Origin of the sequence: Thermococcus sp., from assembly GCF_027012695.1 — an archaeon.
GTDB lineage: Archaea > Methanobacteriota_B > Thermococci > Thermococcales > Thermococcaceae > Thermococcus.
In genome coordinates this window covers 1-26,111 of record NZ_JALUYR010000017.1, presented here as the reverse complement: position 1 = coordinate 26,111, position 26,111 = coordinate 1, and the positions used below count along the sequence as shown (strand labels likewise).

At 56.2% G+C, this 26,111-nt stretch carries 34 protein-coding genes; 24 read left to right on the top strand and 10 right to left on the bottom strand.

What is annotated here, in order from left to right:
• Positions 1-51 precede the first annotated feature (51 nt).
• Entirely contained in the window at positions 52-201 is a 150-nt protein-coding gene (locus MV985_RS00865) for a hypothetical protein (protein WP_297458148.1), read from the top strand.
• Positions 202-261: 60 nt separating this feature from the next.
• Here the strand turns inward: MV985_RS00865 and MV985_RS00860 are convergent, their stop codons facing one another.
• The 4 genes from MV985_RS00860 to MV985_RS00845 form a co-directional block, all read right to left on the bottom strand.
• Entirely contained in the window at positions 262-507 is a 246-nt protein-coding gene (locus tag MV985_RS00860) for a hypothetical protein (RefSeq protein WP_297458145.1), read from the bottom strand.
• 36 nt (positions 508-543) lie between these two features.
• Positions 544-2,934 (bottom strand): CDC48 family AAA ATPase, encoded by a 2,391-nt coding sequence (locus MV985_RS00855; protein WP_297458142.1) that lies wholly within the window; start codon positions 2,932-2,934, stop codon positions 544-546.
• A gap of 78 nt (positions 2,935-3,012) precedes the next feature.
• Positions 3,013-3,501: an Hsp20/alpha crystallin family protein gene (locus tag MV985_RS00850; RefSeq protein WP_297458139.1), complete on the bottom strand. Its 489-nt coding sequence runs from the start codon at positions 3,499-3,501 to the stop codon at positions 3,013-3,015.
• 229 nt (positions 3,502-3,730) lie between these two features.
• Positions 3,731-4,591 carry an MBL fold metallo-hydrolase gene (locus tag MV985_RS00845; protein WP_297458137.1) on the bottom strand — a complete coding sequence of 287 codons (861 nt, stop codon included), beginning with the start codon at positions 4,589-4,591 and terminating at the stop codon, positions 3,731-3,733.
• Positions 4,592-4,665: 74 nt separating this feature from the next.
• Between MV985_RS00845 and MV985_RS00840 the strand changes: the two genes are divergently transcribed.
• From MV985_RS00840 to rpl18a, 9 genes are all read left to right on the top strand, one after another.
• Positions 4,666-5,022, top strand: a complete 357-nt coding sequence (locus MV985_RS00840; RefSeq protein WP_297458135.1) for an ATP-binding cassette domain-containing protein — start codon at positions 4,666-4,668, stop codon at positions 5,020-5,022.
• Positions 5,007-5,288: a hypothetical protein gene (locus MV985_RS00835; protein WP_297458134.1), complete on the top strand. Its 282-nt coding sequence runs from the start codon at positions 5,007-5,009 to the stop codon at positions 5,286-5,288. Before MV985_RS00840 ends, MV985_RS00835 begins: the two co-directional genes overlap by 16 nt.
• Before the next feature lie 70 nt (positions 5,289-5,358).
• The gene (locus MV985_RS00830) at positions 5,359-5,493 is read left to right on the top strand and encodes a hypothetical protein (RefSeq protein WP_297458132.1); all 135 of its coding nucleotides are present in this window, start codon (positions 5,359-5,361) and stop codon (positions 5,491-5,493) included.
• A gap of 56 nt (positions 5,494-5,549) precedes the next feature.
• A complete protein-coding gene (locus MV985_RS00825; protein WP_297458130.1) occupies positions 5,550-5,834 on the top strand; it encodes a hypothetical protein in 285 nt (94 codons plus the stop codon).
• Between the two features lie 87 nt (positions 5,835-5,921).
• Positions 5,922-7,610: a methylmalonyl-CoA mutase family protein gene (locus tag MV985_RS00820; protein WP_297458221.1), complete on the top strand. Its 1,689-nt coding sequence runs from the start codon at positions 5,922-5,924 to the stop codon at positions 7,608-7,610.
• A 117-nt stretch (positions 7,611-7,727) separates the two neighbouring features.
• Entirely contained in the window at positions 7,728-7,883 is a 156-nt protein-coding gene (locus MV985_RS00815; RefSeq protein ID WP_010477181.1) for a 50S ribosomal protein L39e, read from the top strand.
• A gap of 10 nt (positions 7,884-7,893) precedes the next feature.
• On the top strand, positions 7,894-8,163 hold the full coding sequence (locus tag MV985_RS00810) for a 50S ribosomal protein L31e (RefSeq protein WP_297458125.1): 270 nt from the start codon (positions 7,894-7,896) through the stop codon (positions 8,161-8,163).
• A 26-nt stretch (positions 8,164-8,189) separates the two neighbouring features.
• On the top strand, positions 8,190-8,876 hold the full coding sequence (locus tag MV985_RS00805) for a translation initiation factor IF-6 (RefSeq protein WP_297458123.1): 687 nt from the start codon (positions 8,190-8,192) through the stop codon (positions 8,874-8,876).
• An 18-nt stretch (positions 8,877-8,894) separates the two neighbouring features.
• Positions 8,895-9,125: a 50S ribosomal protein L18Ae gene (rpl18a, locus tag MV985_RS00800; protein ID WP_297458121.1), complete on the top strand. Its 231-nt coding sequence runs from the start codon at positions 8,895-8,897 to the stop codon at positions 9,123-9,125.
• An 11-nt stretch (positions 9,126-9,136) separates the two neighbouring features.
• Here the strand turns inward: rpl18a and MV985_RS00795 are convergent, their stop codons facing one another.
• Positions 9,137-9,748, bottom strand: coding sequence for a hypothetical protein (locus MV985_RS00795; protein ID WP_297458119.1), 612 nt, complete (start codon positions 9,746-9,748; stop codon positions 9,137-9,139).
• Between the two features lie 95 nt (positions 9,749-9,843).
• Here MV985_RS00795 and MV985_RS00790 point away from each other — a divergent pair, with 95 nt between their 5' ends.
• The 8 genes from MV985_RS00790 (at position 9,844) to MV985_RS00755 (ending at position 14,149) form a co-directional block, all read left to right on the top strand.
• Positions 9,844-10,092 (top strand): AbrB/MazE/SpoVT family DNA-binding domain-containing protein, encoded by a 249-nt coding sequence (locus MV985_RS00790; protein WP_297458218.1) that lies wholly within the window; start codon positions 9,844-9,846, stop codon positions 10,090-10,092.
• Positions 10,089-10,484: a type II toxin-antitoxin system VapC family toxin gene (locus MV985_RS00785; protein ID WP_297458117.1), complete on the top strand. Its 396-nt coding sequence runs from the start codon at positions 10,089-10,091 to the stop codon at positions 10,482-10,484. Before MV985_RS00790 ends, MV985_RS00785 begins: the two co-directional genes overlap by 4 nt.
• Positions 10,485-10,554: 70 nt before the next feature.
• Positions 10,555-10,971, top strand: a complete 417-nt coding sequence (locus tag MV985_RS00780) for a YhbY family RNA-binding protein (RefSeq protein WP_297458115.1) — start codon at positions 10,555-10,557, stop codon at positions 10,969-10,971.
• 3 nt (positions 10,972-10,974) lie between these two features.
• Positions 10,975-11,427, top strand: a complete 453-nt coding sequence (locus MV985_RS00775) for a 30S ribosomal protein S19e (protein ID WP_297458113.1) — start codon at positions 10,975-10,977, stop codon at positions 11,425-11,427.
• A 119-nt stretch (positions 11,428-11,546) separates the two neighbouring features.
• On the top strand, positions 11,547-12,524 hold the full coding sequence (locus MV985_RS00770; RefSeq protein WP_297458111.1) for a hypothetical protein: 978 nt from the start codon (positions 11,547-11,549) through the stop codon (positions 12,522-12,524).
• Between the two features lie 57 nt (positions 12,525-12,581).
• Positions 12,582-12,920, top strand: a complete 339-nt coding sequence (locus tag MV985_RS00765) for a DNA-binding protein (RefSeq protein WP_297458215.1) — start codon at positions 12,582-12,584, stop codon at positions 12,918-12,920.
• A 13-nt stretch (positions 12,921-12,933) separates the two neighbouring features.
• Positions 12,934-13,212: a hypothetical protein gene (locus MV985_RS00760; protein WP_297458109.1), complete on the top strand. Its 279-nt coding sequence runs from the start codon at positions 12,934-12,936 to the stop codon at positions 13,210-13,212.
• Positions 13,213-13,249: 37 nt separating this feature from the next.
• A complete protein-coding gene (locus MV985_RS00755) occupies positions 13,250-14,149 on the top strand; it encodes a transcription initiation factor IIB (protein ID WP_297458107.1) in 900 nt (299 codons plus the stop codon).
• Here the strand turns inward: MV985_RS00755 and fen are convergent.
• Both fen and MV985_RS00745 read right to left on the bottom strand, forming a co-directional pair.
• On the bottom strand, positions 14,146-15,165 hold the full coding sequence (gene fen / locus MV985_RS00750) for a flap endonuclease-1 (RefSeq protein WP_297458212.1): 1,020 nt from the start codon (positions 15,163-15,165) through the stop codon (positions 14,146-14,148). The two genes, MV985_RS00755 and fen, sit on opposite strands and share 4 nt — an antisense overlap.
• An 18-nt stretch (positions 15,166-15,183) precedes the next feature.
• Complete coding sequence (locus MV985_RS00745; protein ID WP_297458105.1) at positions 15,184-15,648, bottom strand: phosphate-starvation-inducible PsiE family protein; 465 nt, start codon at positions 15,646-15,648, stop codon at positions 15,184-15,186.
• A 160-nt stretch (positions 15,649-15,808) separates the two neighbouring features.
• On the opposite strand from MV985_RS00745, the gene acs reads away from it, so the two are divergent.
• From acs to MV985_RS00730, 3 genes are read left to right on the top strand one after another with little or no spacing between them, the layout of a single operon-like run.
• Positions 15,809-17,206 carry an acetate--CoA ligase alpha subunit gene (acs, locus tag MV985_RS00740; RefSeq protein ID WP_297458209.1) on the top strand — a complete coding sequence of 466 codons (1,398 nt, stop codon included), beginning with the start codon at positions 15,809-15,811 and terminating at the stop codon, positions 17,204-17,206.
• Between the two features lie 42 nt (positions 17,207-17,248).
• Positions 17,249-18,772 (top strand): hypothetical protein, encoded by a 1,524-nt coding sequence (locus MV985_RS00735; protein ID WP_297458103.1) that lies wholly within the window; start codon positions 17,249-17,251, stop codon positions 18,770-18,772.
• A gap of 45 nt (positions 18,773-18,817) precedes the next feature.
• Positions 18,818-19,525 (top strand): metallophosphoesterase family protein, encoded by a 708-nt coding sequence (locus MV985_RS00730; RefSeq protein ID WP_297458101.1) that lies wholly within the window; start codon positions 18,818-18,820, stop codon positions 19,523-19,525.
• Here MV985_RS00730 and MV985_RS00725 read toward each other — a convergent pair.
• The 3 genes from MV985_RS00725 to MV985_RS00715 form a co-directional block, all read right to left on the bottom strand.
• Positions 19,522-19,842 (bottom strand): PRC-barrel domain-containing protein, encoded by a 321-nt coding sequence (locus MV985_RS00725; RefSeq protein ID WP_297458100.1) that lies wholly within the window; start codon positions 19,840-19,842, stop codon positions 19,522-19,524. The genes MV985_RS00730 and MV985_RS00725 overlap by 4 nt on opposite strands.
• A 77-nt stretch (positions 19,843-19,919) precedes the next feature.
• The gene (locus tag MV985_RS00720; RefSeq protein WP_297458098.1) at positions 19,920-22,430 is read right to left on the bottom strand and encodes a CDC48 family AAA ATPase; all 2,511 of its coding nucleotides are present in this window, start codon (positions 22,428-22,430) and stop codon (positions 19,920-19,922) included.
• Complete coding sequence (locus MV985_RS00715; RefSeq protein WP_297458096.1) at positions 22,427-23,188, bottom strand: hypothetical protein; 762 nt, start codon at positions 23,186-23,188, stop codon at positions 22,427-22,429. Before MV985_RS00715 ends, MV985_RS00720 begins: the two co-directional genes overlap by 4 nt.
• Positions 23,189-23,314: 126 nt before the next feature.
• Between MV985_RS00715 and MV985_RS00710 the strand changes: the two genes are divergently transcribed.
• The 3 genes from MV985_RS00710 to serS form a co-directional block, all read left to right on the top strand.
• Positions 23,315-23,467 (top strand): hypothetical protein, encoded by a 153-nt coding sequence (locus MV985_RS00710; protein ID WP_297458094.1) that lies wholly within the window; start codon positions 23,315-23,317, stop codon positions 23,465-23,467.
• A gap of 90 nt (positions 23,468-23,557) precedes the next feature.
• Positions 23,558-24,760 (top strand): gephyrin-like molybdotransferase Glp, encoded by a 1,203-nt coding sequence (glp, locus tag MV985_RS00705; protein WP_297458091.1) that lies wholly within the window; start codon positions 23,558-23,560, stop codon positions 24,758-24,760.
• 50 nt (positions 24,761-24,810) lie between these two features.
• A partial coding sequence (gene serS / locus MV985_RS00700; protein ID WP_297458206.1) for a serine--tRNA ligase occupies positions 24,811-26,111 on the top strand: 1,301 nt, incomplete at its 3' end.

The window sequence follows — 26,111 nt, the reverse complement described above, 5'->3', positions numbered from 1 at the left end:
CCCCGGTAGGTTTATAAAAGTTGAACGGATGACAAACAATCCGGTGATACCATGAGATGGGCCCTCACGCTCCACGGGGGGGACCACCACGGGAAGACGGTAGTATTCGAGGCCGAAACGGCCGACGAGGCCCGACGCATAGCCGTGCGGGAACTCAGGCGCAGTGATGCGATGGTATACGAACTTGAAAAGCTCGACTGATTCCTTCTCTTTTCCTCCATCGAACCGCGGAAGGGTGAAATCGGAGAGAAAAATACCTGACTAGCTCCTCCCCTCGATCTCGATTATCCTGACGTTTATCGGAAGTTCTCTGAGCTCGCTGGCGACCCTCTCCGCGGCCCTGTTCGAGCGGGCGAGCATGACGAAGGCAACGTCGCCCTTGTATCTTGCCTCAGTAAAGCTTATTATGTCGCCCCTTGCTATGCCGTAGCCGATGGCCTTTCTGACCTCGTCCTCATACTTCTTCACGAACTTCTCAGGTATGCTTAGGAGAACCCCGTAGATCATGCTCTCACCCCTAAAAGCTATGAAAAGAGAGGGGCATCAGCCCCTCGCCTGCTTGAGCTTCTCCTGGATCTTCAGGTAGTACTCCATCGTCTCCTTGCTGACGCTCGGGCCGATCTTCTTGAGGGCCTCCTCGAAGTCCTTCATCGTTACCTTGACCCTCTCCCTGATCTCGTCGGGCTTCATGCCAGGCCTTATGATGCCCTCCTGGAGGGCCCTCCTGAGGGCGATCATAGCGGCCTCCCTTACGACGGCCGCTATGTCCGCACCGGTGTATCCCTCGGTCCTCCTGGCGAGCTCCTCGAGATCCACGTCCTCGGCGAGGGGAACGCGCCTCGTGTGAACCCTGAATATCTCCAGTCTGGCCTTCTCGTCCGGAGCAGGAACCAGTATCAGCCTGTCAAACCTTCCCGGCCTCAGCAGAGCCGGATCAATGATATCCGGCCTGTTGGTTGCTCCAATGACGACCACACCGCTGTTCTCCTGGATTCCATCCATCTCCGTCAGGAGCTGGTTGATGAGCCTGTCGGTAACGCGGTTGACGTCGGTTCCCCTGCGAGGAGCGATGGCGTCAATTTCGTCGATGAAGATTATCGTCGGAGCCGCCTGTCTGGCCTTCCTGAAGATCTCGCGGATGTTCTTCTCGGTTTCACCGACCCACTTGCTCAGCACTTCCGGACCCTTAATGGCTATGAAGTTAGCCTGACTCTCGTTCGCTACCGCTTTAGCCAGCAGAGTCTTACCCGTTCCCGGCGGACCATAGAGGAGTATGCCCTTCGGCGGCGTTATGCCGAGTCCCTGGAACGCCTCGGGGTACTTGAGTGGCCATTCGACGGCTTCTCGGAGTTCCTGCTTCACATCCTCAAGTCCGCCTATGTCCTCCCAGCGGACGTTCGGGATCTCGATGAGTACTTCCCTGAGGGCCGAGGGTTCGACCATCTTCAGCGCCTCGTAGAAGTCCTTCTTGGTGACCCTGAGCTCCTCCAGGACTTCTCTCGGTATGTGCTCGGCCTCGAAGTCAATCTTGCCCTCCTTGATGAGCCTCCTCAGTGCCGCCATCGCGGCCTCTCTCGCGAGCGCGGCCAGATCGGCACCGACGAAGCCGTGGGTGACCTCCGCCAGCTCATCGAGGAGAGCGTCAATGAGCTTGGCCTTGACCTCTTCGTAGAGCCTCTCGTCGATCTCCTTGAGGATTCTCTTTATTTCCTCCTCGCTTTCCGCCTTCTTGATTTTCATTATGGCCTTCTCCGCGGCATCGCGGTAGTTCTCGTTCCTCTCGAGCTCCTCGAGTATCTCGATGACCTTGTTCTTGCTGAACTCGGGCTCGATGGGCATTCCCCTGGTGTGGATCTGGAGTATCTCCTTCCTGCCCTGCTTGTCCGGAACGCCAACCTCGAGCTCGCGGTCGAACCTTCCGGGTCTCCTCAGTGCCGGGTCGATTGCATCGGGCCTGTTGGTAGCTCCTATGACGATGACCTTTCCGCGGCCCTTGAGGCCGTCCATGAGAGTGAGCAGCTGGCTCACAACGCGCTTCTCGACCTCGCCGTGGGTCTCTTCCCTCTTCGGAGCTATCGCATCAATCTCGTCGATGAAGATTATCGCCGGGGCGTTCTCTTCGGCCTCCTTGAAGACCTCCCTCAGCCTCTCCTCGCTCTCACCGTAGTACTTGCTCATTATCTCCGGTCCGTTTATCGCTATGAAGTGCGCATTCGCCTCGTTGGCAACGGCCTTGGCAAGGAGCGTCTTACCCGTTCCCGGCGGACCATAGAGGAGCACACCCTTCGGCGGCTCGATGCCGAGCTTCTCGAATATCTCCGGGTGCTTGAGCGGGAGCTCGATCATCTCCCTGACCTTCTGGATGACGTCCTTGAGACCGCCTATGTCCTCGTAGGTAACGCCAAGAGCCGCGGTCTTGCTGACCTCTTTAACCGGCTTGTCGCTGACCTGGAAGTCGGTGAACTCGGTTATCTGGACTATTCCGGCGGGAGTCGTTGCGGTAACGACGAAAGTCAGCTCCTGACCGAGGATTCCAACCTTAATGTAGTCGCCCCTGACGACGGGCCTTCCGATGAGCCTGCTGTGGAACCACTCGACGAAGTCGTGGCCAAAGCGTATCGGCTCGGTGGGGGCAACTATTACCTTCTTGGCCTCCTTAACGTCCGCCTTTCTGACGGTGACCTCGTCGCCGAGGCTAACGCCGGCGTTCTTCCTTATGGTTCCGTCCATGCGGATTATACCGAGTCCCTCGTCCTCCGGGTAAGCGGGCCAGACTATGGCAGCGGTGTTCTTGGTTCCGATTATCTCGACTATGTCACCGCTCTGAACATCAATTTCACGCATGGCCTTCCTGTCTATTCTTACGATCCCCCTACCAACGTCGCGCTGGTAAGCGGAAGCAACCTTAAGCTTGACTTCCTTCCTCTCGGCCATCAATACCACCTCCGTTTTTCAAGACGGGCCGATGATTGTAATGGGTGAGTTTACCCAGAAAGGGAAACAACGAAAGGATCACTCGATCTTAACCTGGAAGCCCTCCTCACTTTCCTTCCTGGGGGACTTCTTGGGCAGCTCGATCTCGAGGACACCGTTCTTGTACCTGGCCTTGGCCTTCTCGGGAATGACCTCCTCGGGAAGCCTGATGACCCTTCTGTAACCGCTGTAGTACCGCTCGATCCTTATTGCACCCTCCTCCTCGAGCTCCTTCTCGCGCTTGATCTGGGCCTCAATGTAAACTGTATCCTCGGTAACGCGGAGCTTGATGTCCTCCTTCCGGACTCCCGGAAGTTCGACCGTTATGACGAACTTATCACCGCGGTCGAAGATGTCAACGAAGGGCTCCCGCCAGGTCTCGCTGACGGCTACGCCTTCGCCTGCCTTCTCGCGGAGGCTCCAGAGCCTCGGTCCGCGCATGACGTCCCTGAATATGGCGTCGATCTCCTCCTGTATCTCCCTCATCAGGTCGAAGGGGTCCCAGTAGCGGTCCTTCCTCCAGGCCATCGGCACCACCTCCCGGTGCCCTTTTTGTTTACCATCGGTTACTAAAAGCAAAGAGTTTAAAAAGTTTTCGCGTCCACAAACTTGCCTCCGAGGACACCCCTGTTCATCAGAGCCAAAAACTTTGGGGAGGGGGTTGGGGCACCACCTCCACACCTTTCTGGGGGCGGGTTACTTCCGCGTCATTCCCCGAGGGGAATGTCCTACGAAGGTTCAACGGCGGCGTGATATATTAGCTTTTCGGGAGCACCTGATCCCTCCCGATGGGACGGGCCTCGTACCCCAGCCCCCCCAGGATTTTCGCGAACTCATCCGCGAAGCCGTAGACAGTAAAGATTTTCTCGGGCTTAACCTTCTCGACTATCTTCATCAGCTCCCAGAAGTCAGCGTGGTTGCTCAGCTTAAGCCCGCCAAAGCCCGAAACCATCAGTTCCCAGGGTGAAAGCGAGTTCTCAACCCTTGGCGAGCGATAGGAGCGCAGCACAACGTCGCCATCTTTATCAACGTTCCCGAACCGTATCCCGAACTTGGTGTAAACCCTCGCGACCTTGAGCATTGTCCTGCTCGGCCTAACCGTGTAGCCATGGACCTCGAGTATCTTCATTACCTCCTGAGCTTTCCCCGTCTGATTGACGTAAAGGGTTGGTCTCCTTCCCCGATCCAGGGCCTCCTCAACGAAGGCAACCAGCTTCTTTTCCGCTTCCCTCGGCGAGGGGAAGGTGAAGACCGGAACGCCGAAGGTGGCCTCGATTACTAAAAAGTCGGCCCTTGGAAAACGGCTTTTCTCGGCGGTCCTCAGCTTGTACCACTTGGTGTCGCCGGTGTAGAAGAGCGTCCCGTTCTCGAGCCAGATCTTTATCCCAGCCGAGCCGAGCATGTGACCAGCTGGATAGAGCTTGGCTTTATAATCGCCGAGATAGAATGTCTTTCCGAACTCCGTCTCCCTGTAAAAGCCCCCCTTCCTGAGGTGACTGAGGTGCTTGGTTGCCCTGGTTGAGAAGATGACCTCTCCGCTTACGAAGTGGTCACTGTGTGCATGACTCTGGAAGGCTATCCTTGAGGAGCTGTCGAGGCCGACTCTTCCGATTATCATCGTACCCCTATACTCTCCGACCAATATAACCTTCCCGCCCGAAACCCCTGATTATACCATTTGGAGGGTATCCCTTGTGTCAAGATCGAGACGAGGGACCTGACGAAGTTCTTTGGCAGGAGGAACGTCATCTACCACCCGAATCCCAGGTCCCGAAGGGTGCTTTCTACGGCTTCCTCGGGCCCAACGGAGCCGGAAAGACAACAACCATAAAGATGTTAACCGGTGCTCTAAAACCCACCTACGGTGGGATAAGGACTCTCGGTCAGGAGAGGCCCCGCGAGAGGGTCGAGATAATGCGAAAGGTCGGCTACATGCCCGAGGCACCGCTGGCCTACGCTGACATGGCCATCTTCGAGTTTCTGGTCTATATGAGCCGTTTAAAGGGCCTTTCGCGAGGTGAGGCCGTAAAGGAGTGCGGGATCCGATAAACGTCGAGGACACCGACTACGACATCGTCGTTTCTGACAACGTCAGGCTGCTGAATTTCATGAAGGACAGGATCCACGTCAGGGGAGCCTGGGAGGAGGAAGGAGCGGGGAGGGTGACGCTCGACGGGAGGTTCATGGGAGACCTCTTCCAGGAGGTTCAGGTCTTTCTGGCGCAGGAGGGACTTGCCCATCGGCTCTTCAAATCCCACACGAGTCCCCTCGAGAGAATCCTCATGGAGCGCTTCAACGCGGGGTGGGGAGAATGAGGAGCTCGCTTCCCGGGGCTTTTCCCCAATCCCGGGGCGTGAGTTCAGGCGCCTGATCCCTTCGAGGAGGATGAAAATTCTCTTCTTAGTAACGTTCTTCCCGGCCCTGGTATACCTCATAAGCCCGAACGCCGCGGGCAGGGGCGTTGAGGCCACGCTGGAGTCATTCGAGACCCCCATGGTGGATCTGCTCTCCAGCTACTGACTCGGCATAATCGGTGGCTCGATAATCCTGGTGCTCCCTCTCTCAGGGTACTGGTGATGCTGACCCCGGTAATCGTCACGTGCCCGCTCTACCCATCCCTCTCCACCTTCGGGATGATCTTCCTGGTCCAGTTCCTGCTGCCCCAGGTACCCTACATCGAAAACCCCGAGCGCTACATTCTAGGCTATCGGACGGTTGTTCTCCTGAAGTCCGGATTTAAGCGGGTTGACCTGAGCGCCTTTGCCGGCGATCCCCTGGGCACTGCAACCGGCCTCATCGTTGTGGCGCTTGTTCTCCTCCTGCTCACGTGGTGGGCACTTCTCGGCAGGAACTTCCGGTGATGGACAATTTATCCAACATCAAGATCGGCCTTTCGCTATGTAAAAGCTTTTTATAGGCCGGCGCTCAATTTGGAGCAGGTGGTAGGCATGACCTTCGATAAGGAGAAGCTGAAGAAGATCCGCGAGGAGGAGAAGCGCTGGGAGGAAACAACGGTTAAGAAGTTTATCGAGAAGAGGCCCGAGAGAAAGGAGAAGTTCATGACGGACGACGGTTTCGAGATCAAGAGGCTCTACACTCCCGCCGACCTCGGTGAGGACTGGGACTACCTGGAAAAGCTCGGCTTTCCCGGGGAGTATCCCTTCACGAGGGGCGTTTACGCGACCATGTACCGCGGAAGGTTTTGGACAATGAGGCAGTACGCCGGTTTCGGAACCGCCGAGGAAAGCAACAGGCGCTACAAGTACCTCCTCAGCCAGGGGCAGACGGGTCTGAGCGTTGCCTTCGACCTGCCAACACAGCTTGGCTACGACAGTGACCACCCGATGGCGGAGGGTGAAGTCGGTAAGGTTGGAGTTGCAATCGATTCACTCCGGGACATGGAGATACTCTTCGACGGGATCCCTCTCGACAAGGTTTCAACTTCGATGACCATCAACTCCACCGCTGCAAACCTCCTCGCCATGTACATCCTCGTTGCCGAAAAGCAGGGCGTTGCCCAGAACCAGCTCCGTGGTACCGTCCAGAACGACATCCTGAAGGAGTACATAGCACGTGGAACTTACATCTTCCCCCCCCAGCCAAGCATGCGCCTCACTACAGACATCATCATGTACTGCGCTGAGAACGTTCCCAAGTGGAACCCGATAAGCATAAGCGGTTACCACATTAGAGAAGCTGGAGCAAACGCCGTCCAGGAGGTTGCCTTTACCCTCGCGGACGGAATAGAGTATGTCAAGGCCGTCATAGAGAGGGGCATGGATGTTGACAAGTTCGCCGGAAGGCTGAGCTTCTTCTTCAACGCCCACAACAACTTCCTTGAGGAAATTGCAAAGTTCAGAGCCGCGAGGAGGCTCTGGGCCTACATCATGAAGGAGTGGTTCAACGCCAAGAACCCGCGCTCGATGATGCTCCGCTTCCACACCCAGACTGCCGGTTCAACGCTCACAGCTCAACAGCCCGAGAACAACATCGTTCGCGTTGCCATACAGGCTTTGGCTGCCGTCCTCGGAGGAACCCAGAGCCTGCACACCAACAGCTACGATGAAGCTCTGAGCCTCCCCACCGAGAAGAGCGTGAGGATAGCTTTGAGAACCCAGCAGATCATAGCCTACGAGAGCGGAGTTACAGACACCGTTGATCCCCTCGGCGGTTCCTACTACATCGAGTGGCTCACCGACCACATCTACGAGGAGGCGTTAAAGTATATCGAGAAGATTCAGAAGATGGGCGGAATGATGAGGGCCATTGAGCGCGGCTACATCCAGAAGGAGATTGCCGATGCAGCCTACAAGTACCAGAAGGAAATAGAGGAGAAGAAGCGCATCATCGTTGGAGTGAACGAGTTCATCGTCGACGAGCCGCTCGATGTCGAGATACTCAAGGTGGACCCGAGCATCAGGGAGAAGCAGATTGAACGCCTTAAGAAGCTCCGCTCCGAGCGCGATAACAAGAAGGTCGAGGAGGCCCTGGATAAGCTCAGGAACGCTGCCGAAACCGAGGACGAGAACCTCATGCCCTACATCATCGAGGCACACCGCCGTCTGGCAACCCTCGGAGAGGTTACCGATGTTCTTCGCGAGGTCTGGGGCGAATACCGCGCGCCGCTGATATTCTGAGTTTGGATTTCTCCCCCGTTTCTTCCCCTTCCTTCAACGCTCCAGACCCCACGAAAAAGCTTAAAAAAGGATAACCAAAGCAAGGACAGGCATTCATGATAATCTGGAGGTGTAGTTATGGCGAGAAACAAGCCGCTTGCGAAGAAGCTCAGACTTGCCAAGGCCGCGAAGCAGAACAGGCGCGTTCCGGTCTGGGTTATCGTCAAGACCAACAGGAAGGTCATGACCCACCCTAAGAGGAGGCACTGGAGAAGGACCAAGCTCAAGGAGTGAGGTGGTGTAAATGATCAAGCCCGGTGAGGAAGTCATATTCGTCGTCCCCATCAGAAAGATTAAGAAGCGCGTTCCGCGCTGGAAGAGGGCACCTAGGGCCGCGAAGTTCGTTCGCGAGTGGATAGCCAGGCACGCCAAGGCCGATGAAGTTATCATCGGTTCCGATGTCAACGAGAAGCTCTGGGAGCGCGGTGCTGAAAAGCCACCCAACAAAATCCGTGTCAAGGTCATCGTGGAGGAAAACGAGGGCAAGAGGATCGCCCGCGTTTCCCTCGCCTGATCCTTTTTAACCCGCGGGGTGACGAGATGCACATAGAAAAACTCGATTTTGAGAACTCCCCATATCTGGGGGTTTACGGCACCGCGACCGATAGGGTAGTCCTGATCAGAGAGGGCCTCGGCGAGAAAAAGCTCGAGGTTCTCAGGGATGTTTTGAAGGTTCCGCTCATTGAGACGAGCGTAATGAAGTCCAGAATAGTTGGAATTTTCGCAGCAGGCAACTCCAACGCGATAATCGTCCCCTGGTACATCTGGGATGAAGAACTCGACGTTATTAACAACGGCCTCAGGGAGCACGGCATTGACATGGAGGTGGTTCCCTTTAAGAGCCGGCTGACCGCCTTCGGCAACCTGATCCTGACCAACGACAGAGCGGCACTGGTGAGCTCAAAGTTCACCCGTGAAGAGGCCAAGAAGCTCGGGGACATCCTAGGAGTCGAAGTCGAGAGGGGGATGATAGCGGATTACCACTCGGTCGGGAGCGCCGGGGTCGTTACCAACCGGGGAGGTCTGGTCCATCCCGAAACTACCGATGATGAACTCGAATGGCTCCGCGACCTCTTCAAGGTTGACATCCGGGTGGGAACCGCCAACATGGGCGTTCCCTTCGTCGGCTCGTGCATGCTCGCGAACTCTCACGGTGTCGTCGTCGGGCACCTCACAACGGGACCCGAGATAGTTAAGATTGAGGAAGCACTGGGCTTCCTTGACTGATGAGTGGAGGTGTGTGCAATGGAGGTTAAGGTCTTCAGGATTAAGGGCATCTTCGAGAGGAACGGAAAGAAGGAGAAGTTCAAAAGGGAGTACAGGGGACTCAAACAGGAGGACGTCATCGAGATCCTCTATTCCGAGATCGGCAGCAAGCACCGCGTTCCCAGGACCAAGATATGGATCGAGAGCGTTGAAGAGATAAAGCCCGAAGAGGCCGAGAACCCGATCATCAGGAAGCTCAGCGGCCTCTGATTCTTATCCTTTCATTCCATTCCGGGCTCTTCTTTCCATCCAAGAACCCTCGACTGGATGTGGCCCCTTGGAAAGATTGTGATCGGATCGATGCCTTTCTCGCGGAGCAGATGTCTCAGCTCTACTTCATAGTCCGCCTTCTGGAGTTCCTCGCTCTCCCGAATTTCGACGACGAAGAGTCTCTCGGTCAGTTCTCTTATCGTCCTGTAGCCGAGGCCGAGGAGGGGCCTTATGTAAGAGACGTTAAAGCGATCTTCTAAGGAGCGCGCCCTCGGCAGGTCGAGGAAGGGAACGCGGTCGTCCCTCCTGGTGCCGTCGCTTACCCTCTCCACCTCCGGAAGGGAAGCGAGCGCTTCCAAAGCCCTCTCGTGGATGAACTGGATGGCGTTGTTGGGGTGGCCGTCCTTGATTGCCATCTCCATAGCCTTTTCGAGAATCTCCCGCGGCAGGTATACCACCTGATGCCCGAATCCGAGTCTCTCGGCGGTCTCCTTCGCGAAGCGCCAGTTGTCCAAAAGGCCAAAACTTACCGTCACCAGCTCGACATCGTAGCCGAGCCTAGTTAAAATCCACGCGGCTAAACTCGAGTCCTTTCCGCCCGAGTAGAGGTGATGGACGAGCATTCTACCACCGCAGTGCTTTCAGTTTTGGCCTCTTAAACCCTTTCCCGCGAAAGTATTATTAGGCTAAGATGTGTAATACCAAAACGGTGAGTGTAATGCCAGTTGTGACGAAGAAATACCAGGTAACGATCCCAAAGGAAGTTCGAAACGCCCTCGGGATTAAGGCGGGGGACGAGGTGGTTTTTGTGCGCCAGGGGGATTCGTACGTTCTTATGAAGTTCGAAGATCTTCTCCAGGAGTTCACGGAGATCATGAAAGATATCGACGAGGCCGTCGAGGAAACGAGACAGGGCCTCGCCAGGGGCATCGAGAGGACTCTAAAAGAGCCGGAGGGAGAAAAGTGAAAGTTGTGCTCGATACCAACGTTTTCAACGACAGGAAGTTTCTCGAGTGGCTCATTGATTCTCCGTTTCAACCCGTGGCGAGTTCAGTGGTTTACATGGAGGTCCTCTACCGATATGCGCGAAGAAAAGGACTTCTCGAGGCCAAGAGCAAGGTAAAATCGGTATTCGAATCGGTCTCTCTGGAAATCATGGATTTTGACGAGGAATCAGCGGAGATAGTTGTCCAAAGCGCCCTAGGCCGCTGGAACTTCTCCGAGAACGCGAGGGACTACATGATAGGTTCGCTCGCGGTTAAGCTCAACGCTCCGCTGGTTACGAACAACAAAAAGCACTTCGACTGGCTCTCCGAGGTCTACACTCCCACTGAGTTCATGGACAAGTTCTCACCATAACCCGGCAGGTTTAAAAGGCCAACCTTTATAAGGCCTTCAGCAAACCGCGGGAAGCTTAGAGGTGAAAGTCATGGAGAAAAGATTATCCGGAAAGGTGAGGAGGGCCATTCGTGCGAGATACCATGATATTCCCCCGCGAGCCTGGGTGGGGAAGAAGGGGCTTGATGATGGAGTCATTGACGAAATAAAAACCCAGCTCGAGAAGGACGGGGTTCTCAAGGTCGAGATAAGGAAGGGTGCGCTCATCTCAACCGGCCTCGACAGACAGGAGCTCGCCAAAAGGGTAGCCGATCTTACTGACAGCGAGCTCATTGACGTACGCGGCAAAAGGTTTATATTGTTCAAACCGAGGGAAGGCTGGGAAAAGTATTTAAGGAAGCTCCAGAGAAAGGAGCTTTCGAAGGAAAAACGGGAGGAAAAGCCCGTTAAGAAGGTCAGGCTCGATATCGCTAACTTCAGGCGTAAATTCAAGAAGGGGAGGGATTGAAGGATGGCGACAGTCTATGATGTTCCCGGTGATTTGCTCGTTGAGAGGGTTGCAAAGGCTCTCAAGGAGGTTGAGAAGATAAAGCCGCCGGAGTGGGCGCCCTTCGTCAAGACAGGCAGGCACAAGGAGCGCATTCCGGAGCAGGACGACTGGTGGTACTACCGCGTTGCCAGCGTCTTCAGGAAGGTCTACGTCGACGGGCCGGTCGGAATCGAGAGACTTCGCACCTGGTACGGCGGCAGAAAGAACCGCGGACACGCTCCCGAGCACTTCTACAAGGCCAGCGGAAGCATAATCAGGAAGGCCCTCCAGCAGCTCGAAAGTGCGGGCTTCGTCCAGAAGGTTCCGGGCGAGGGAAGGGTCGTTACCCCGGAGGGTCAGAGATTCCTCGACAAGATCGCAACGGAGCTCAAGAAGGAGCTTGAGGAGCAGATCCCCGAGCTCAAGAAGTACTGAGCTCGGCCTTTTTCAAACCTCTGTCTCTTCTACCGGCTTTCCATACCAGCAATGTTTTTAGGACCATCCCTGCTGTTTCTGTGGGCTGTTGATACCTGGGGTGCCCCTGTGGTGATAATATGCCGCTGAGAAAAACCCTCACGGTCTCCATCCTACTTTGCCTGCTAATCCCCCCTCTCGCGAGCGCCGGAGAGTTCCGTCTGGGCTCGGTAAAAGTAGTTTCTAACGGTGAAGATGCCTTCCTGCTGGTCACTTGGTGGCTCTATGACTACCCATGCCAGTGTCCCGGAACGGAGCCGTGCTGTTCTCCCTCATCGGTCTCGGCGTGGATTAACATCTACCACTTCAACGGCACCTCCCTGAGCTACGTTGGAAGGCCGGAAAGTGCGGAGGACATACCCGTTGCATTCGTGCCATCGGGCTTCTCAGACCTGCCTCAAAACGCCTGGCTCGTCTTCAACGGCACTCACCTGTTCTGGTTCCTGCCCGGGGAAAGGTGCATCCGCACGCTGGGTGGACTCCTGCAGGGTTCGGGGAGCGTGAGACTTAATCCGCCGGACGTTTACGTCATCCACCGCAATGGGACGTTCGAGGTTTACCGCGTTACCGAATCTTCCTTCTTCCGGGTAAACGAACCTGCCAAGGAGCACGTCTCTTACGTTCCCCCCATGTTCAACGTCGGCATCTACGGTCAAAGCCTCGTGGTCGAGAGGAGCGGTGAGCGGTACGAGATACCCCTTGCGGAGCTGGAGGAATATTACCCCCTTCAGGATATCGGGTATCTTGCTGCAGTTCCGGTTGCCGGTGGGGTGCTCATCTATTATCCCTACGGACATCACTTTGACTACAACATGACCCCCATTGAGAACCCTTCCGAGGTTCCGCTACTCTTCCATCGCAACGGGAGTCTTACGGTGTATACCTTCATAGAACCCGCCCATACGTGGCGGTCAGCCTCCTGGTCCGGGCGGGTCAGTTTTGATGCACCATGTCCCAACGTTTCTGAACCATCCCAAAACGTCCGGGGGATTGTTTGGCTCTCTGTTGCAATCATTGGGGCAGGAATTCTCCTATGGTGGGCGATGAGGAAAAGGTAAACTTCAAACGCAAAGCCTTTTAACCCAACCTCCGATCTTAACCCGGAGGTGAGGGCCATGGCGGAGGACATTGAGGAGATCAGGAAGAGGAAGCTCATGGAGCTTCAGAAGAAATACCTCGAGCAGCAGAAGGCCCGGGAAGAGGCCATGAAGCAGGAGATGGAGCTTGAGGCCCAGCTCAACGCAATAATGAGGAAAATTCTCACGCCCGAGGCCAGGGAAAGGCTCGGGAGGGTAAAGCTTGTCAAACCCGAACTCGCGAGACAGGTTGAACTGGTCCTCGTTCAGCTCTATCAGGCGGGCCAGATAAGGGAGCCGATAGACGATGCCAGGCTCAAGAAGATTCTGGCACAGATAGACCAGAGGACGAGGAAGGACTTCAACATTCGGTGGTAGCGAAGGTGAACCCATGGATGCACGGGAGATAGTTGAGATACTCGACGAAAAGGGGGAGGTCAGTCTCGACACCTGGAAGGCGCTCTCGGTTAAAAAGAATGGGGACGGGACCGTTGATCTGCTCTATCGTAACCTTCACGTCGGAACCGACGAGGATCCCGTCTTCCTCTGGATTTATGCCAACATCGTGGAAGAGGACTGGGATGTCCGGGTTCTGGAGCGGATAACCTTCAAGCGCGAGGACATAGCCTGGCTTCTCCGCTACGTGGCAAAGAAAGGCGAAGGTTTATAAGGGGCACGCCGATAGCCGGGCGGTCGGGGGTGTTTGAGTGAACAAGCACAGGGCCTGTCCTGTCTGCGGTTCGACCGAGTTTATATACGATCCCGGAAGGGGCGAGATCGTTTGTGCCAAGTGTGGTTACGTCATTGAGGAGAACGTCATTGATATGGGTCCTGAGTGGAGGGCCTTTGACGCGGGCCAGAGGGAAAAGAGGGCGCGTGTTGGTGCCCCCGAGAGCATTCTTCTTCACGATAAGGGCCTCTCGACCGACATAGGCATTGACAGGAACCTCTCCGGTTTGATGCGCGAGAAGATTTATCGTCTGAGGAAGTGGCAGTCCCGCCTTAGGGTGAGCGACGCGGCAGAACGTAATCTGGCCTTCGCCTTAAGCGAGCTTGACAGAATAGCCTCCCAGCTTCACCTGCCCCGGCACGTCGAGGAGGAAGCAGCTCGTCTCTACCGCGAGGCGGTGAGAAAAGGCCTCATCAGGGGCCGTTCAATAGAGAGCGTCATAGCGGCCTGTGTTTACGCCGCGTGCAGATTGCTGAAGGTTCCGAGGACGCTCGACGAGATAGCCGACATATCTAGGGTCGACAAGAAGGAGATAGGTAGGAGTTTCCGCTTCATAGCGAGGAACCTCAACCTCACTCCAAAGAAGCTCTTCGTAAAGCCAACCGATTACGTCAACAAGTTCGCCGACGAGCTCGGGCTGAGCGAGAAGGTGAGGCGGAGGGCAGTGGAAATACTCGAGGAGGCCTATAAGAGGGGACTGACGAGCGGCAAGAGCCCCGCCGGCCTCGTGGCCGCGGCCCTCTACATAGCCAGCCTCATGGAGGACGAGAGAAGAACCCAGAGGGAAGTTGCTGAAGTTGCCCGTGTCACAGAGGTGACTGTAAGGAACAGGTATAAGGAACTGGTGGAAAAGCTAAACCTCAAGATACCCCTCTAACGGAACCAGCTCTCGAGGGTCCGCTGTCTTCCACTCTTCACGGCTTTCTTGAGCCTCTCGATACCGTTTCTCACCCTTTCCTCACTGAAATCCCTTTCGTCGCAGAGGAACTTCAGGAGACCCTCTTCGTCAGGCTCGCGCCATTTCAGGGTATAATCGTCGGTGACCGGTGGATTGAGGAAGAACTCCTTTATCGCGTAGAGATCAACGTCGCTCTCTTTGTTGTACTTCCTGAGGGGATCCTTTGTGTGCCTGACGATGGCCAGAGCCTTTTTCGGTCCGATTCCCTTTATTCCACCGGGGTTGTAGTCCGTTCCTACGAGAATGGCAAGCTCAACCAGTTTTTCCCTGTCTATGCCGAGCTCCTTTAGAACCTCCTCCAGGACTATAAGCTCGGGCTTCACCTCGACGTAGGTGTTTCTTCCGGGGAGCTTCCTCCTGCCGGTTATCGTGAGGTTCCTGACGAGCTTAGGCGCCCCGAAGAGGAGCGAATCGTAATCCTGGCTCGCCGAGGCGTAGACGTCTCCCTTCCTGGCCATATAGGCTGCCTGCGCCTCACCCTCACTGGGCGCCTGAACCACGGGGACGCCCATGAGGTGGAGCAGCTTCTTGGCATCGTTTATGAGTTCTTCGTTAACGCGCGTCGCCCTCATCGCGTACTTCTTGGCCTCTTCAATATCTCCTCTCTCAAGGGCCTCGTGCCACTTCTCCTCGGCTTCCTCCCTTGCCTCACGCCTCTTCTCTATCTCGCGCCTTTTGAAGGCAGGCGGTTCCCCATCGAAGACGTAGGCCGGCTTTATACCGTTCTCCATGAGGTTGATCGTCCGGTAGAAGAAGCCGCTCAGGTGGGAGGTTATCCTGCCCTTGGAGTCCATGAGGGGCGTTCCATCGCGCTGCCGGATGTTTGAGAGGAACTGGTACATGGCGTTGAAGGCGTCAACGGCGACCTTCTTTCCATAGAGGTTTCTGAGCTCTATCTCCCTCCTGGGAACGAGCTCTCCGATCTGCACTCCCATCTCAACCACCGTCCAACTTCAGTATTTGCCCTTTCTTTTCTCGGGCTCTATCCCCCTCTCCAGAAGGAACTCCTCGTGCTGGGTCCGTCTCCGCTTCTCCTGGACGTATATCCAGCCCATGACGAACATGAGGGCGGACATTCCAAAGAGGGTCTGCCAGCCAATCTTTGAGTAGTCCGGTGTTACTATAACCTTTCTGACCATGGCCAGGATTCCCAGCTCAACGACGTTGCGCATGCTGACGTGGTGCTCCTCCAGATACATCGACAGGAGCTCGAGAACCTCAAGGAAGATGATTATCATCACAACGGTGTGGAGAACTTCCTCAACGTCGAACCTGTGGATCGTGTCGGTGACGAGGATGAACATCATGTACAGAATGTAGCCCATCGTTATCACTGCCAGACCTATGACAACGGCGTCGAAACCTATGACGAGCCACCTCATAACGATCTTCTCTATCACCGAGGGTTCCCTTCTCATGATTTCCCCTAGGGGAGAGCGGGATAAAAAGCTTTTGACGTCTCCGGATCCGGCATGGTGTTTAACGGCCGTCGAGGTTCTTATCGTCAAAAAGGGAAGGGAAAGGTTTTAACGGCATTTTACGGACATAAAATTGTGAATGTCATTCGAGGTGATAAAAATGGTTGACCCGAACATCGAAGCACTCTTCAGGCCGAAGAGCGTTGCCGTCATAGGCGCCTCAGAGAAGCCCGGAAAGATAGGCTACGCTATCATGAAGAACCTCGTGGAGTACGGCTACGAGGGAAAGATATATCCCGTCAACATAAAGGGCGTCGAGATCAGGATAGGCAACCGCGTCTTCAAGTCCTACAGGAGCATTCTCGACGTTCCGGACGAGGTCGACATGGCGGTTATCGTCGTCCCGGCCAAGTTCGTGCCGCAGGTCGTCGAGGAGGCCGGAAAGAAGGGCGTTAAGGTCCTCCCGATCATAAGTTCCGGCTTCGGCGAACTCGGTCCCGAGGGCAAGAAGGTCGAGGAGGAACTCGTGAAGACCGCCCACAAATACGGCATGAGAATCCTCGGCCCGAACATCTTCGGCGTAGTCTACACCCCGGAGAAGCTCAACGCGACCTTCGGACCCACCGATGTTCTACCCGGTCCGCTCGCGCTGATCAGCCAGAGCGGAGCTTTGGGAATAGCCCTCATGGGCTGGACAATCCTCGAGAAGGTTGGCCTCTCGGCGGTAGTTAGCGTTGGAAACAAGAGCGACATAGACGATGCTGACCTGCTCGAATTCTTCAGGGAAGACGATAACACCAAGGCCATACTCATCTACATGGAAGGAGTAAAGGACGGAAGGCGCTTCATGGAGGTCGCAAAGAATGTCAGCAAGATCAAACCAATAGTCGTCATAAAGGCCGGAAGGAGCGAGCGCGGTGCAAAGGCAGCAGCAAGCCACACCGGTTCCCTCGCGGGAAGCGACAAAATCTACGATGCGGCCTTCAAGCAGGCCGGGATCATAAGGGCCTACACCATCGAGGAGGCCTTCGACTACGCCCGGGCCCTCAGCAACCTGCCCGAGCCGGCTGGAGAAAACCTCGTAATAATCACCAACGGCGGTGGGATAGGCGTTATGGCCACAGACGCCGCCGAGGAATCTGGCCTGCACCTATACGACAACCTGGAGGATCTCAAGGCCTTCTCGAAGTATATGCCTCCTTTCGGCTCCTACAAGAACCCCATTGACCTAACTGGTATGGCCGGAGCCGAGAGCTACGAAGGGGCCATCAGGGAGGCCCTCAGAAACCCCAACATCCACAGCGTGGCGGTCCTCTACTGCCAGACGGCTGTGCTCGACCCGAGGGATCTGGCGGAGATAGTCATCCGCGAGTACAACGAGGCCGGCAGGAACAAGCCCATGGTGGTTGCGATAGTCGGCGGCATAGAGGCCAAGCACGCCATTGACCGTCTCAACGAGGAGGGCATTCCCGCTTATCCCGAACCGGACAGGGCGATAAAGTCCCTGGCAGCACTCTACCGCTGGAGCAGGTGGAAGGCCAAGCAGAGGGGGGAGTGATCCCCGCGATAACCTTTTAATCTTTTGAACCCTACAGGGGTTATGGCGCCCGGCCCTATAGCCTCGGTTGAGCTATCCCTGACCCTTCTGGTGCTCACCCTCTGGTTAACATATATTTTAACCGGTGGTCGGTTCGGTGGGCTTCCGGATGCTCCCTTCGTCAGCATCTACGCCCGTGGCTTTCCTGCACGACTCTGGGGGCTGACCATCGGGTTCGTCATTCTCCTCGATCTGGCCCTCTACCATCTTATCGGGGAGATCAGCCCACTGGTAGCTCACCTTCTCCTCCTGATGATGTCGGTCTTCGTATTTTCGCCCAGCTACGTTAGGGAACGGATCGTCGAGGCGGTTTGCACGACGGGAAGGGGGGACGGCACATCACACTTCGAATTTCCCAGGGGACGCGACTTCCACTTCAAAATCCCAATGGAAGAGCTCGGGAGGATTTCGCCCCTGGCCAAAAACTCGGCCCGACTCGTTACTTCCTCGAACGGGAGGCTTCACAACCTCGTGGTGATAACCTTCGTGGTCCTCGTCTACATCATTCAGAGACTCCTGAACCTGTACCTGGTCTATGGGGGAGACGAGCTCGCCTACTGGCGGAGCGTGTACCACGGAAGCAGACTGGTATTCGGGGCGGCGTTTACCTACGATGTCGTTACCATGGTCGTCTACGCCTTTGCCATCTCCTTCACCATAAGTTTCCTGAAGTTCCTGCTGGCAACGGCAACCCTCTACATCTACTTCAGCGAGGACGGAGCCAGAAAGTTTTACGATCACCTGAGGAAGGACATCAGCGATCCCCTTTCGTTGAGAACGTCCGAGGCACTGGAGGACATAGCGCGAAACTTCTCCAACCTGAAGGCCACTTTCCTGTGGGTGTTCACCGTGATATTCTCGGTCGTCAAGAGGGTGATTTTCGTATCCCTTGCTCTCGTCCTCTACATCGGTTACAAAGTTTCCCAGAACCGCCCCGACCTGGGGAACATCGGATCCCCCCTCCACCTGCTTGAGGGCATGGTATTCCAGCTGAGGCTCGGCTACCTGAGGGACCTCGTCCTCGAGATGAACCTCCACTCCCTCGACGGTCTAGTCCTCTCGACAATACTGGTGGGCATCGTGGGGATGATCCTCGCAATGTCGCTCTACCTGATGTTCAAGTTCACGGGGGACATCACCTACCGCTTCAACGACGGAATCGAGAGGATAGCCTTCGATCTGAGCCGCGAAGACGTTAAACTGCTGGACGGGATAATCGGACTCGCCCCCAAGGAGCGCGAGAAGTGGGGGAACCTTCAAACGCTGGTGGTGGCCGTTGGAGTGCGGAACGCCATCGTGGGAAGGTATCTCGACGGAATGAAGAGGCAGGTCTCCCTGTTCTGGGACTTCCCGATAAGAACTCCCGATGCGTTCCAGCTAGTCATTCTGCTCATCGGCTACGTTTTCCTCGTCTACGAGTTCATAGGGAATGCCTTCATCAAGACGATTCTCGTTTCATCGGTTGGATTGGGGGGCATCATCGGGCTGCTCTTCCTCCTGTTCTCGATGTCCCCCAGGGACGAATAGGGGCAACCCTTTAAACATGCCCCACCAACATCCCGGGGTGATGACATGAGGGTGGCGCTCATCAGTGACGTTCACTCCAACTGGGAAGCCCTCCGGGCGGTGTGGAGGGAAATCCGGGGAGCAGACGTCATCCTGTGCATGGGTGATCTGGTCGGTTACGGAGCTTCTCCAAACGAGGTCGTTGAGTTCGTGAGGAAGGAGATGGAGAAGCGGACCTTCCTCTGCATTAGGGGGAACCACGACAACGCGATAGCCTTCGGCGCCGATTGGGCCTTCAATCCCTACGCCCGGGAGGCAGTGAGGTGGCATCAGCGGGTTATGAGCATCGAGAACCTTGAGTTCCTCAGGAGGCTCCCCGTGAGGGGACTCTTCACCGACGACACCGGCCGGAGCTATCTCCTCATCCACGGATCGCCTAGGGCACCACTCGACGAGTACCTCTTCCCATGGCTTCCGGATAGCGAATTCAGGGCCGTCCTGAGCTACGTAAAACAGGACGACCTGTTAGTGGGACACACCCACATCCCGATGCTCAAGATCTTTGACGGGAGGCGGATAATAAACCCCGGAAGCGTCGGCCAGCCCCGGGACGGCGACTGGAGGGCGGCATACGCGGTTATGGACACCGGGAAGGAGCTGCCGGACAACGTTGAGTTCCACCGCGTTGAATACAACGTGGAAGAAAGTGCGAGGAAGATAATCGAGGCGGGTCTTCCAGGGTTCCTGGCGGAAAGGCTTTACGATGGACGCTAGAGTTCCCCTTCGAGGGGGGATTTCTCATCCTTCTGCCTGACAACGGGTTTCCTCAGCTTGGATTTGACCGCGAGCTTTGTGGAGTCTATGATTATTACCTCTCCAACGCTCTTCACGGCACTGACCGGTATCAGGAGAAGGCCCTCGTGGTCCGTCACGAACTCGCTCGTGTCTATGTCCTCGTCGGGTTCGGCCACGATAACGAGAATGTCCCCGGTTTCCTCATCGAAACTGAGGTCGTAGACCCAGCCCAGCCTTATTCCCGTGTCGGTTATCAGCTCCACGTCCCTAAGCTTGGAAGCCATTATCCTGACCATCTTAGCCACCCCTCGGTTCAGTCGTGTAGGCGTTTGGACGCCAACGTATAAAACCTTTTCCAAAAGAAAAGAAGGGATCAGAAGGTGTAATAGTCCGGTCCGCCCGTCTTATCCTTCCCGCGCTTCCTGTTCTCCTCGAAGTTACGATAGTACTCGAGCATGTAGGGGGTTATGCTCGGGCGCACCTTCTGGAGGGCAGCTTCGAAGTCCCTCCTTGAGACCTTCAGCCGCTCAAGGAATTCCTCATCTTCCCTTTCCACTACCTCCGCAGGAAGCTCAGCCATTATCCTGCGCATCGCCGTCAGAGCCGCTTCCCTCACGAGGGCCTCGATATCGGCACCGGTGTATCCCTCGGTCCTCCTGGCGAGCTCCTCGAGATCCACGTCCTCGGCGAGGGGAACGCGCCTCGTGTGAACCCTGAATATCTCCAGTCTGGCCTTCTCGTCCGGAGCAGGAACCAGTATCAGCCTGTCAAACCTTCCCGGCCTCAGCAGAGCCGGATCAATGATATCCGGCCTGTTGGTTGCTCCAATGACGACCACACCGCTGTTCTCCTGGATTCCATCCATCTCCGTCAGGAGCTGGTTGATGAGCCTGTCGGTAACGCGGTTGACGTCGGTTCCCCTGCGAGGAGCGATGGCGTCAATTTCGTCGATGAAGATTATCGTCGGAGCCGCCTGTCTGGCCTTCCTGAAGATCTCGCGGATGTTCTTCTCGGTTTCACCGACCCACTTGCTCAGCACTTCCGGACCCTTAATGGCTATGAAGTTAGCCTGACTCTCGTTCGCTACCGCTTTAGCCAGCAGAGTCTTACCCGTTCCCGGCGGACCATAGAGGAGTATGCCCTTCGGCGGCGTTATGCCGAGTCCCTGGAACGCCTCGGGGTACTTGAGTGGCCATTCGACGGCTTCTCGGAGTTCCTGCTTCACATCCTCAAGTCCGCCTATGTCCTCCCAGCGGACGTTCGGGATCTCGATGAGTACTTCCCTGAGGGCCGAGGGTTCGACCATCTTCAGCGCCTCGTAGAAGTCGTTCTTCCTCACGCGGAGCTCCTGGAGAACCTCCGGTGGAATTCTCTCCTGATCTGGACTTATCTTGCCCTCGTTGATGAGTCTCCTCAAAACTACCATGGCGGCCTCTCTCGCGAGCGCGGCCAGATCGGCACCGACGAAGCCGTGGGTTCTCTCCGCGATCTCATCGAGCATCGAATCTATCAGCCTGAGCCTGACCTCCGCGTAAATGTCTCCCTCTCCCTTGAGGACCTCCTTAACCTCTCCCCCGTTCTTCGCCTTCGCCACTCTCTCCCGGAGCCTCTTGATCTTTTTCGTGTCGAGGGATCCCCGCCCGGCCAGTTCATCCAGCACCCGAAGAACGGTCTCCTTCTCGTAATCCGGTTCAAGGGGCATTCCCCTTGTGTGGATCTGGAGTATCTCCTTCCTGCCCTGCTTGTCCGGAACGCCCACTTCGATCTCCCTGTCGAAGCGTCCGGGCCGTCTCAAAGCTGGGTCGATTGCATCGGGTCTGTTGGTAGCTCCTATGACGATGACCTTTCCGCGGTTCTTGAGACCGTCCATGAGGGTGAGCAGCTGGCTCACAACGCGCTTCTCGACCTCTCCAACCACTTCCTCCCTCTTCGGAGCTATCGCATCAATCTCGTCGATGAAGATTATCGCAGGAGCATTCTCTTCTGCTTCTTTGAATATCTCCCTCAGCCTTTCCTCGCTCTCTCCATAGAACTTGCTCATTATCTCCGGTCCGTTTATCGCTATGAAGTGCGCATTCGCCTCGTTGGCAACGGCCTTGGCAAGGAGCGTCTTACCCGTTCCCGGCGGACCGTAGAGCAGGACTCCCTTCGGCGGCTCGATTCCAAGGCGCTCGAAGAGTTCCGGGTGCTTGAGCGGGAGCTCGACCATCTCGCGGATCTTCTGTATCGCGTCGCTCAGACCACCTATGTCCTCGTAGGTTACCTCCGGGATGGCCTCCTCGCGCACCTCGACCGCCTGAGGGAGAACCTCCACCTCGGTGTTGTAGGTTATCTGAACTATCCCCTTGGGAACGGTGTTGACCACCACGAACTTGAGCTCGCCGAAGCCGAGGGGCATGGCCTCGAAGAGTCCCCTCAGAAGCTCGTCGAAGGGGGAACCGCCGTAGTAACTCTCGCTCCTGTTGCTCGCGACGACGAGGTCGCCCTTGACCACAGGTCTTCCGAGGAGGTTCCTCTTAACCATGTCCCCCGGGATCTGGATGAAGACACCCCTCTGGGCAGGGGCCAGCACGACCTTTTTGGCCTCCTGGACCTCGGCCTTTGCAACGGTTACGTAGTCTCCTATGCTCACGCCGGCGTTTCTCCGGGTGTAGCCGTCCATCCTTATTATGTCCATCCCGCGGTCGTCTGGATGGGGGTTGGCGACTATCGCCGCCGTGGAGCGCTCGCCGATGAGTTCGACTATTTCACCCGGCTCTACACCGAGCTGCTTCTGATACTTGCGATCAAAGCGAACGATACCCCTCCCGACGTCCCTCTTCAGGGCCTCCGCAACGCGGAGCTTGATTTTCTCATACCTCTCGTCTCCCTTACCGAAGATCATCCCAAACCCCTCCTCTGTCTCTCAATTGCCTCCTCCAGGGTGAGGTTTCCCAGGGCCACTTCCCTCGCGAGTTTCGACGATATTGTGATCGTCCCGCTCATCTCCCTGCTCCTCCTCTTTATGTGCTCTATCTCCCTCCTCGTGGGTTCCCCCACCCCGAGGAGCTCCCCGATCCTGACCTCCCTGCCCTCGCGAAGGCCGATGTTTATGGCCGCAACTATGTCCTGAACCTGCGAGACATCCAGTCCACCGACCTTCGGGGTGGTCCTGGCCTCGTTGACGAGAAGAACAGGATAATCCTCCCCAAGAACTTTCGCCAGGCTTTTAAGCATCATGACGCGCTGCCGCTTCGCTCCGTGGCCGATCTTTATTCTCGCACCGGGGTACTTTTCAAGGAGCTCCACAACGACGTCAACGTCCCGGGGGCTCTTCAGGTGGTGCACCTCCACAACGCGATTGTCCGCGACGACGCTCAGACCGGGTCTCTCCCCCGGATCAATGGCTATGTAGACCCTTTTAAACCTCTCCCTGCCCCAGAGTTTTGCGAGCAGCTCATCTATGAATCCCTCATCCCTAACGGCAACCTTGGAGGGAAAGGCTATACTCCCGCACTCGGGCTCCGAGGTCAGCACCACCTCAACGTCAAAGGGAACCTCCTCCCCGGGGCGCAGACTGAGGAAGGGAATCCTGTATTCTCGCAGAACCTTAGTGGCGAGATAGTATACCCTCGGATTGTCCGTTACGATAGCAACCCTCATGGTCATCAATCCTCGCCCACCAATTAAAAACCTTTTTTGAAGTCTCCCAAAATCGGCCGGTGAGGGCTCCAAAAGGATCGGAAAAATTTTATAAGCTTCCGCGGCGAGATATCAGCGGGGATTGGGATGCAGCCTCCTGAGAAAAAGAAGAGGGTTGTCGATGAGTTCGACGAGGAACTCCCGGAGGAGGAACTCCTTGAGGAGGACTGGGAGGACGAGATGGAGGAAGACTGGGAAGAGGAGTGGGATGAAGATTGGGATGAAGACGAGGAGTGGTAACCCTTCGTCCAGGCATCCCCGAAGCGGAGTAAACACCTCCGCTTACGTAATTCATTTATACGACAACGCTTTTCCCCTTCCGGTGGTTGAATGGCGTTCCTGAAGGTTATTCCCCTTGAGAAAGCTCTGGAGGTTGTGGACTCACTCCCCCTGGAACCCGAAATGGAGAGGATCTCCCTCGAGGAAGCCCTCGGCAGGGTTCTGGCAGAGGACACGGTTTCTCCCATAGACGTCCCACCCTTCAACAGGGCAACCGTGGATGGCTACGCCCTCAGATCAGAGGATACATTCATGGCCAGCGAGAGCGAGCCGATCCGGTTAAAGGTAGTTGGCGAGATAAACGCGGGGGACACTCCAGAAATCGAGCTCAACCCGGGCGAGGCAGTTTACGTCTCAACCGGTGCGCCCCTTCCAAAGAACGCCGACGCGGTGGTTCAGTTCGAGGACGTTGACCGGAAGGGAAACGAGGTCCTGATCTACAAGCCCGCCTATCCAGGCCTTGGTGTCATGAAGGCCGGAACCGACATTCCCCGGGGCAAGGGGATTCTCAAACGCGGAACCCGGCTGACCTTCAAGGAAACGGCCCTTCTCTCGGCCGTGGGGCTTTCCAGGGTTAAGGTGTTCAGGAAGCCCCGCGTGGCAGTCATAAGCACCGGAAACGAGCTCGTTCTCCCCGGGGAGGAGCTCAAGCCGGGCCGGATCTACGACATCAACGGCAGGGCGATAACCGACGCGGTTCGGGAACTCGGTGGAGAGGCGGTGTTTCTGGGAATAGCCAGGGACGACCGGGAGAGCCTGAGGACCCTGGTTGAGAAGGGAATTGAGTGCTGTGACATCGTCATCCTCAGCGGGGGCGCGAGCGGAGGCATAAGGGACCTGACGAGCTCGATCATCGAGGAGCTCGGTGAAGTGAAGGTCCACGGCATAGCCATACAGCCGGGCAAACCAACCATAATAGGCCTCATCGATGGGAAGCCCGTCTTTGGCCTCCCCGGCTATCCCACAAGCTGCCTGACCAACTTCACCCTCCTCGTTGCGCCGCTTCTAAGGAGGCTCATAGGAAGGGAGAGTGAGGTCAGGAAGGTTAAGAAGAGGCTCGCCCACAAGGTCTTCTCGGTCAAGGGCAGGAGACAGTTCCTCCCGGTTAGAATAGAGGGCGATAAAGCGGTGCCGATACTCAAGGGAAGCGGGGCCGTTACGAGCTTTGTCGATGCCGACGGCTTCATTGAGGTCCCGGAGAATGTTGAGATACTCGAGGCCGGGGAAGAGGTCGAGGTTACCCTCTTCGGATGACGGAGAAAACCTTTTTTAGAATCTCTTCCCCCTCTTTCCAGGTGGAAGCGATGCTCGACATAAAGCTCATCCGCGAAAACCCGGAGCTGGTAAAGAGGGACCTTCTTAAGAGGGGCGAAAGGGAGAAGGTCAAATGGATTGACGAGATCCTCGAACTTGACAGGAAGTGGCGCGAAAACCTGAGGAAGATAAACGCCCTGAGAAAGGAGCGCAACCAGCTCGCTGTGCAGATAGGCAGGCGCAAAAAGGCCGGAGAGCCAATAGACGACCTGCTCGCGAGGAGCAACGAGATAGTGAAGCAGATTGAAGAGCTTGAAAAGGAAGTCGAGAAACTGAAAAAAAGGATAGATTACTACCTCTGGAGACTCCCAAACATCACCCACGAGAGCGTCCCCGTTGGAGAGAGCGACGAGGACAACGTTCCGATAAGGTTCTGGGGCAAAGCTAAGGTCTGGGAGGGCTTCCTTGGAAGCTTTAAGGAGCAGAGTCTCGGGAAGATGGAGTACGAGGTCTTAAGCTGGAGACCGAGGCTCCACGCTGACATGCTCGAGCTTTTGAAGGGCGCCGATCTGGAGAGGGCGGCAAAGGTTAGCGGCTCGCGCTTCTACTACCTCCTTAATGAGCTCGTCATACTCGATTTAGCTCTAATCCGCTTCACCCTCGACAGGCTCATAGAGAAGGGCTTCACGCCGGTTATACCGCCCTACATGGTCAGGCGCTTCGTGGAAGAGGGAGCAACGACCTTCGAGGACTTTGAAGATGTGATCTACAAGATCGAGGGGGAGGACCTCTACCTCATCCCGACGGCTGAACACCCGCTGGCTGGAATGCATGCCAACGAAATCCTTGACGGAAAGGATTTACCGCTCCTCTACGTAGGCGTTAGTCCCTGCTTCCGGAAGGAAGCTGGAACCGCTGGAAAGGACACGAAGGGAATCTTCCGCGTTCACCAGTTCCACAAGGTCGAGCAGTTCGTGTACGCTAGGCCGGAGGAGAGCTGGGAGTGGCACGAGAAAATCATAGGGAACGCGGAGGAGATATTCCAGGCTTTGGAGATACCGTACAGGGTGGTCAACATCTGCACCGGCGATCTGGGCTATGTAGCAGCTAAAAAGTACGATATCGAGGCCTGGATGGCGGGCCAGGGCAAGTTCCGCGAGGTTGTTTCAGCGAGCAACTGCACCGACTGGCAGGCGAGGCGCTTGAACATCCGCTTTAGAGATAAAACCCACGAGAAGCCGAAGTTCGTCCACACGCTCAACTCAACGGCGATAGCCACGTCGAGGGCTATCGTAGCTATCCTCGAGAACCACCAGACGGAGGAAGGCATTGTAAAGCTCCCGAGGGCGCT

Excerpts from the sequence above, each read along its gene's own strand:
- MV985_RS00865 (WP_297458148.1), top strand. The coding sequence starts at position 52 with ATGAGATGGGCCCTCACGCTCCACGGGGGGGACCACCACGGGAAGACG.
- MV985_RS00860 (WP_297458145.1), bottom strand. The coding sequence starts at position 507 with ATGATCTACGGGGTTCTCCTAAGCATACCTGAGAAGTTCGTGAAGAAG.
- MV985_RS00855 (WP_297458142.1), bottom strand. The coding sequence starts at position 2,934 with ATGGCCGAGAGGAAGGAAGTCAAGCTTAAGGTTGCTTCCGCTTACCAG.
- MV985_RS00850 (WP_297458139.1), bottom strand. The coding sequence starts at position 3,501 with ATGGCCTGGAGGAAGGACCGCTACTGGGACCCCTTCGACCTGATGAGG.
- MV985_RS00845 (WP_297458137.1), bottom strand. The coding sequence starts at position 4,591 with ATGATAATCGGAAGAGTCGGCCTCGACAGCTCCTCAAGGATAGCCTTC.
- MV985_RS00830 (WP_297458132.1), top strand. The coding sequence starts at position 5,359 with ATGAAAATTCTCTTCTTAGTAACGTTCTTCCCGGCCCTGGTATACCTC.
- MV985_RS00825 (WP_297458130.1), top strand. The coding sequence starts at position 5,550 with ATGCTGACCCCGGTAATCGTCACGTGCCCGCTCTACCCATCCCTCTCC.
- MV985_RS00820 (WP_297458221.1), top strand. The coding sequence starts at position 5,922 with ATGACCTTCGATAAGGAGAAGCTGAAGAAGATCCGCGAGGAGGAGAAG.
- MV985_RS00815 (WP_010477181.1), top strand. The coding sequence starts at position 7,728 with ATGGCGAGAAACAAGCCGCTTGCGAAGAAGCTCAGACTTGCCAAGGCC.
- MV985_RS00810 (WP_297458125.1), top strand. The coding sequence starts at position 7,894 with ATGATCAAGCCCGGTGAGGAAGTCATATTCGTCGTCCCCATCAGAAAG.
- MV985_RS00805 (WP_297458123.1), top strand. The coding sequence starts at position 8,190 with ATGCACATAGAAAAACTCGATTTTGAGAACTCCCCATATCTGGGGGTT.
- rpl18a (WP_297458121.1), top strand. The coding sequence starts at position 8,895 with ATGGAGGTTAAGGTCTTCAGGATTAAGGGCATCTTCGAGAGGAACGGA.
- MV985_RS00795 (WP_297458119.1), bottom strand. The coding sequence starts at position 9,748 with ATGCTCGTCCATCACCTCTACTCGGGCGGAAAGGACTCGAGTTTAGCC.
- MV985_RS00790 (WP_297458218.1), top strand. The coding sequence starts at position 9,844 with ATGCCAGTTGTGACGAAGAAATACCAGGTAACGATCCCAAAGGAAGTT.
- MV985_RS00780 (WP_297458115.1), top strand. The coding sequence starts at position 10,555 with ATGGAGAAAAGATTATCCGGAAAGGTGAGGAGGGCCATTCGTGCGAGA.
- MV985_RS00775 (WP_297458113.1), top strand. The coding sequence starts at position 10,975 with ATGGCGACAGTCTATGATGTTCCCGGTGATTTGCTCGTTGAGAGGGTT.
- MV985_RS00770 (WP_297458111.1), top strand. The coding sequence starts at position 11,547 with ATGCCGCTGAGAAAAACCCTCACGGTCTCCATCCTACTTTGCCTGCTA.
- MV985_RS00765 (WP_297458215.1), top strand. The coding sequence starts at position 12,582 with ATGGCGGAGGACATTGAGGAGATCAGGAAGAGGAAGCTCATGGAGCTT.
- MV985_RS00760 (WP_297458109.1), top strand. The coding sequence starts at position 12,934 with ATGGATGCACGGGAGATAGTTGAGATACTCGACGAAAAGGGGGAGGTC.
- fen (WP_297458212.1), bottom strand. The coding sequence starts at position 15,165 with ATGGGAGTGCAGATCGGAGAGCTCGTTCCCAGGAGGGAGATAGAGCTC.
- MV985_RS00745 (WP_297458105.1), bottom strand. The coding sequence starts at position 15,648 with ATGAGAAGGGAACCCTCGGTGATAGAGAAGATCGTTATGAGGTGGCTC.
- acs (WP_297458209.1), top strand. The coding sequence starts at position 15,809 with ATGGTTGACCCGAACATCGAAGCACTCTTCAGGCCGAAGAGCGTTGCC.
- MV985_RS00735 (WP_297458103.1), top strand. The coding sequence starts at position 17,249 with ATGGCGCCCGGCCCTATAGCCTCGGTTGAGCTATCCCTGACCCTTCTG.
- MV985_RS00730 (WP_297458101.1), top strand. The coding sequence starts at position 18,818 with ATGAGGGTGGCGCTCATCAGTGACGTTCACTCCAACTGGGAAGCCCTC.
- MV985_RS00725 (WP_297458100.1), bottom strand. The coding sequence starts at position 19,842 with ATGGTCAGGATAATGGCTTCCAAGCTTAGGGACGTGGAGCTGATAACC.
- MV985_RS00720 (WP_297458098.1), bottom strand. The coding sequence starts at position 22,430 with ATGATCTTCGGTAAGGGAGACGAGAGGTATGAGAAAATCAAGCTCCGC.
- MV985_RS00715 (WP_297458096.1), bottom strand. The coding sequence starts at position 23,188 with ATGAGGGTTGCTATCGTAACGGACAATCCGAGGGTATACTATCTCGCC.
- MV985_RS00710 (WP_297458094.1), top strand. The coding sequence starts at position 23,315 with ATGCAGCCTCCTGAGAAAAAGAAGAGGGTTGTCGATGAGTTCGACGAG.
- glp (WP_297458091.1), top strand. The coding sequence starts at position 23,558 with ATGGCGTTCCTGAAGGTTATTCCCCTTGAGAAAGCTCTGGAGGTTGTG.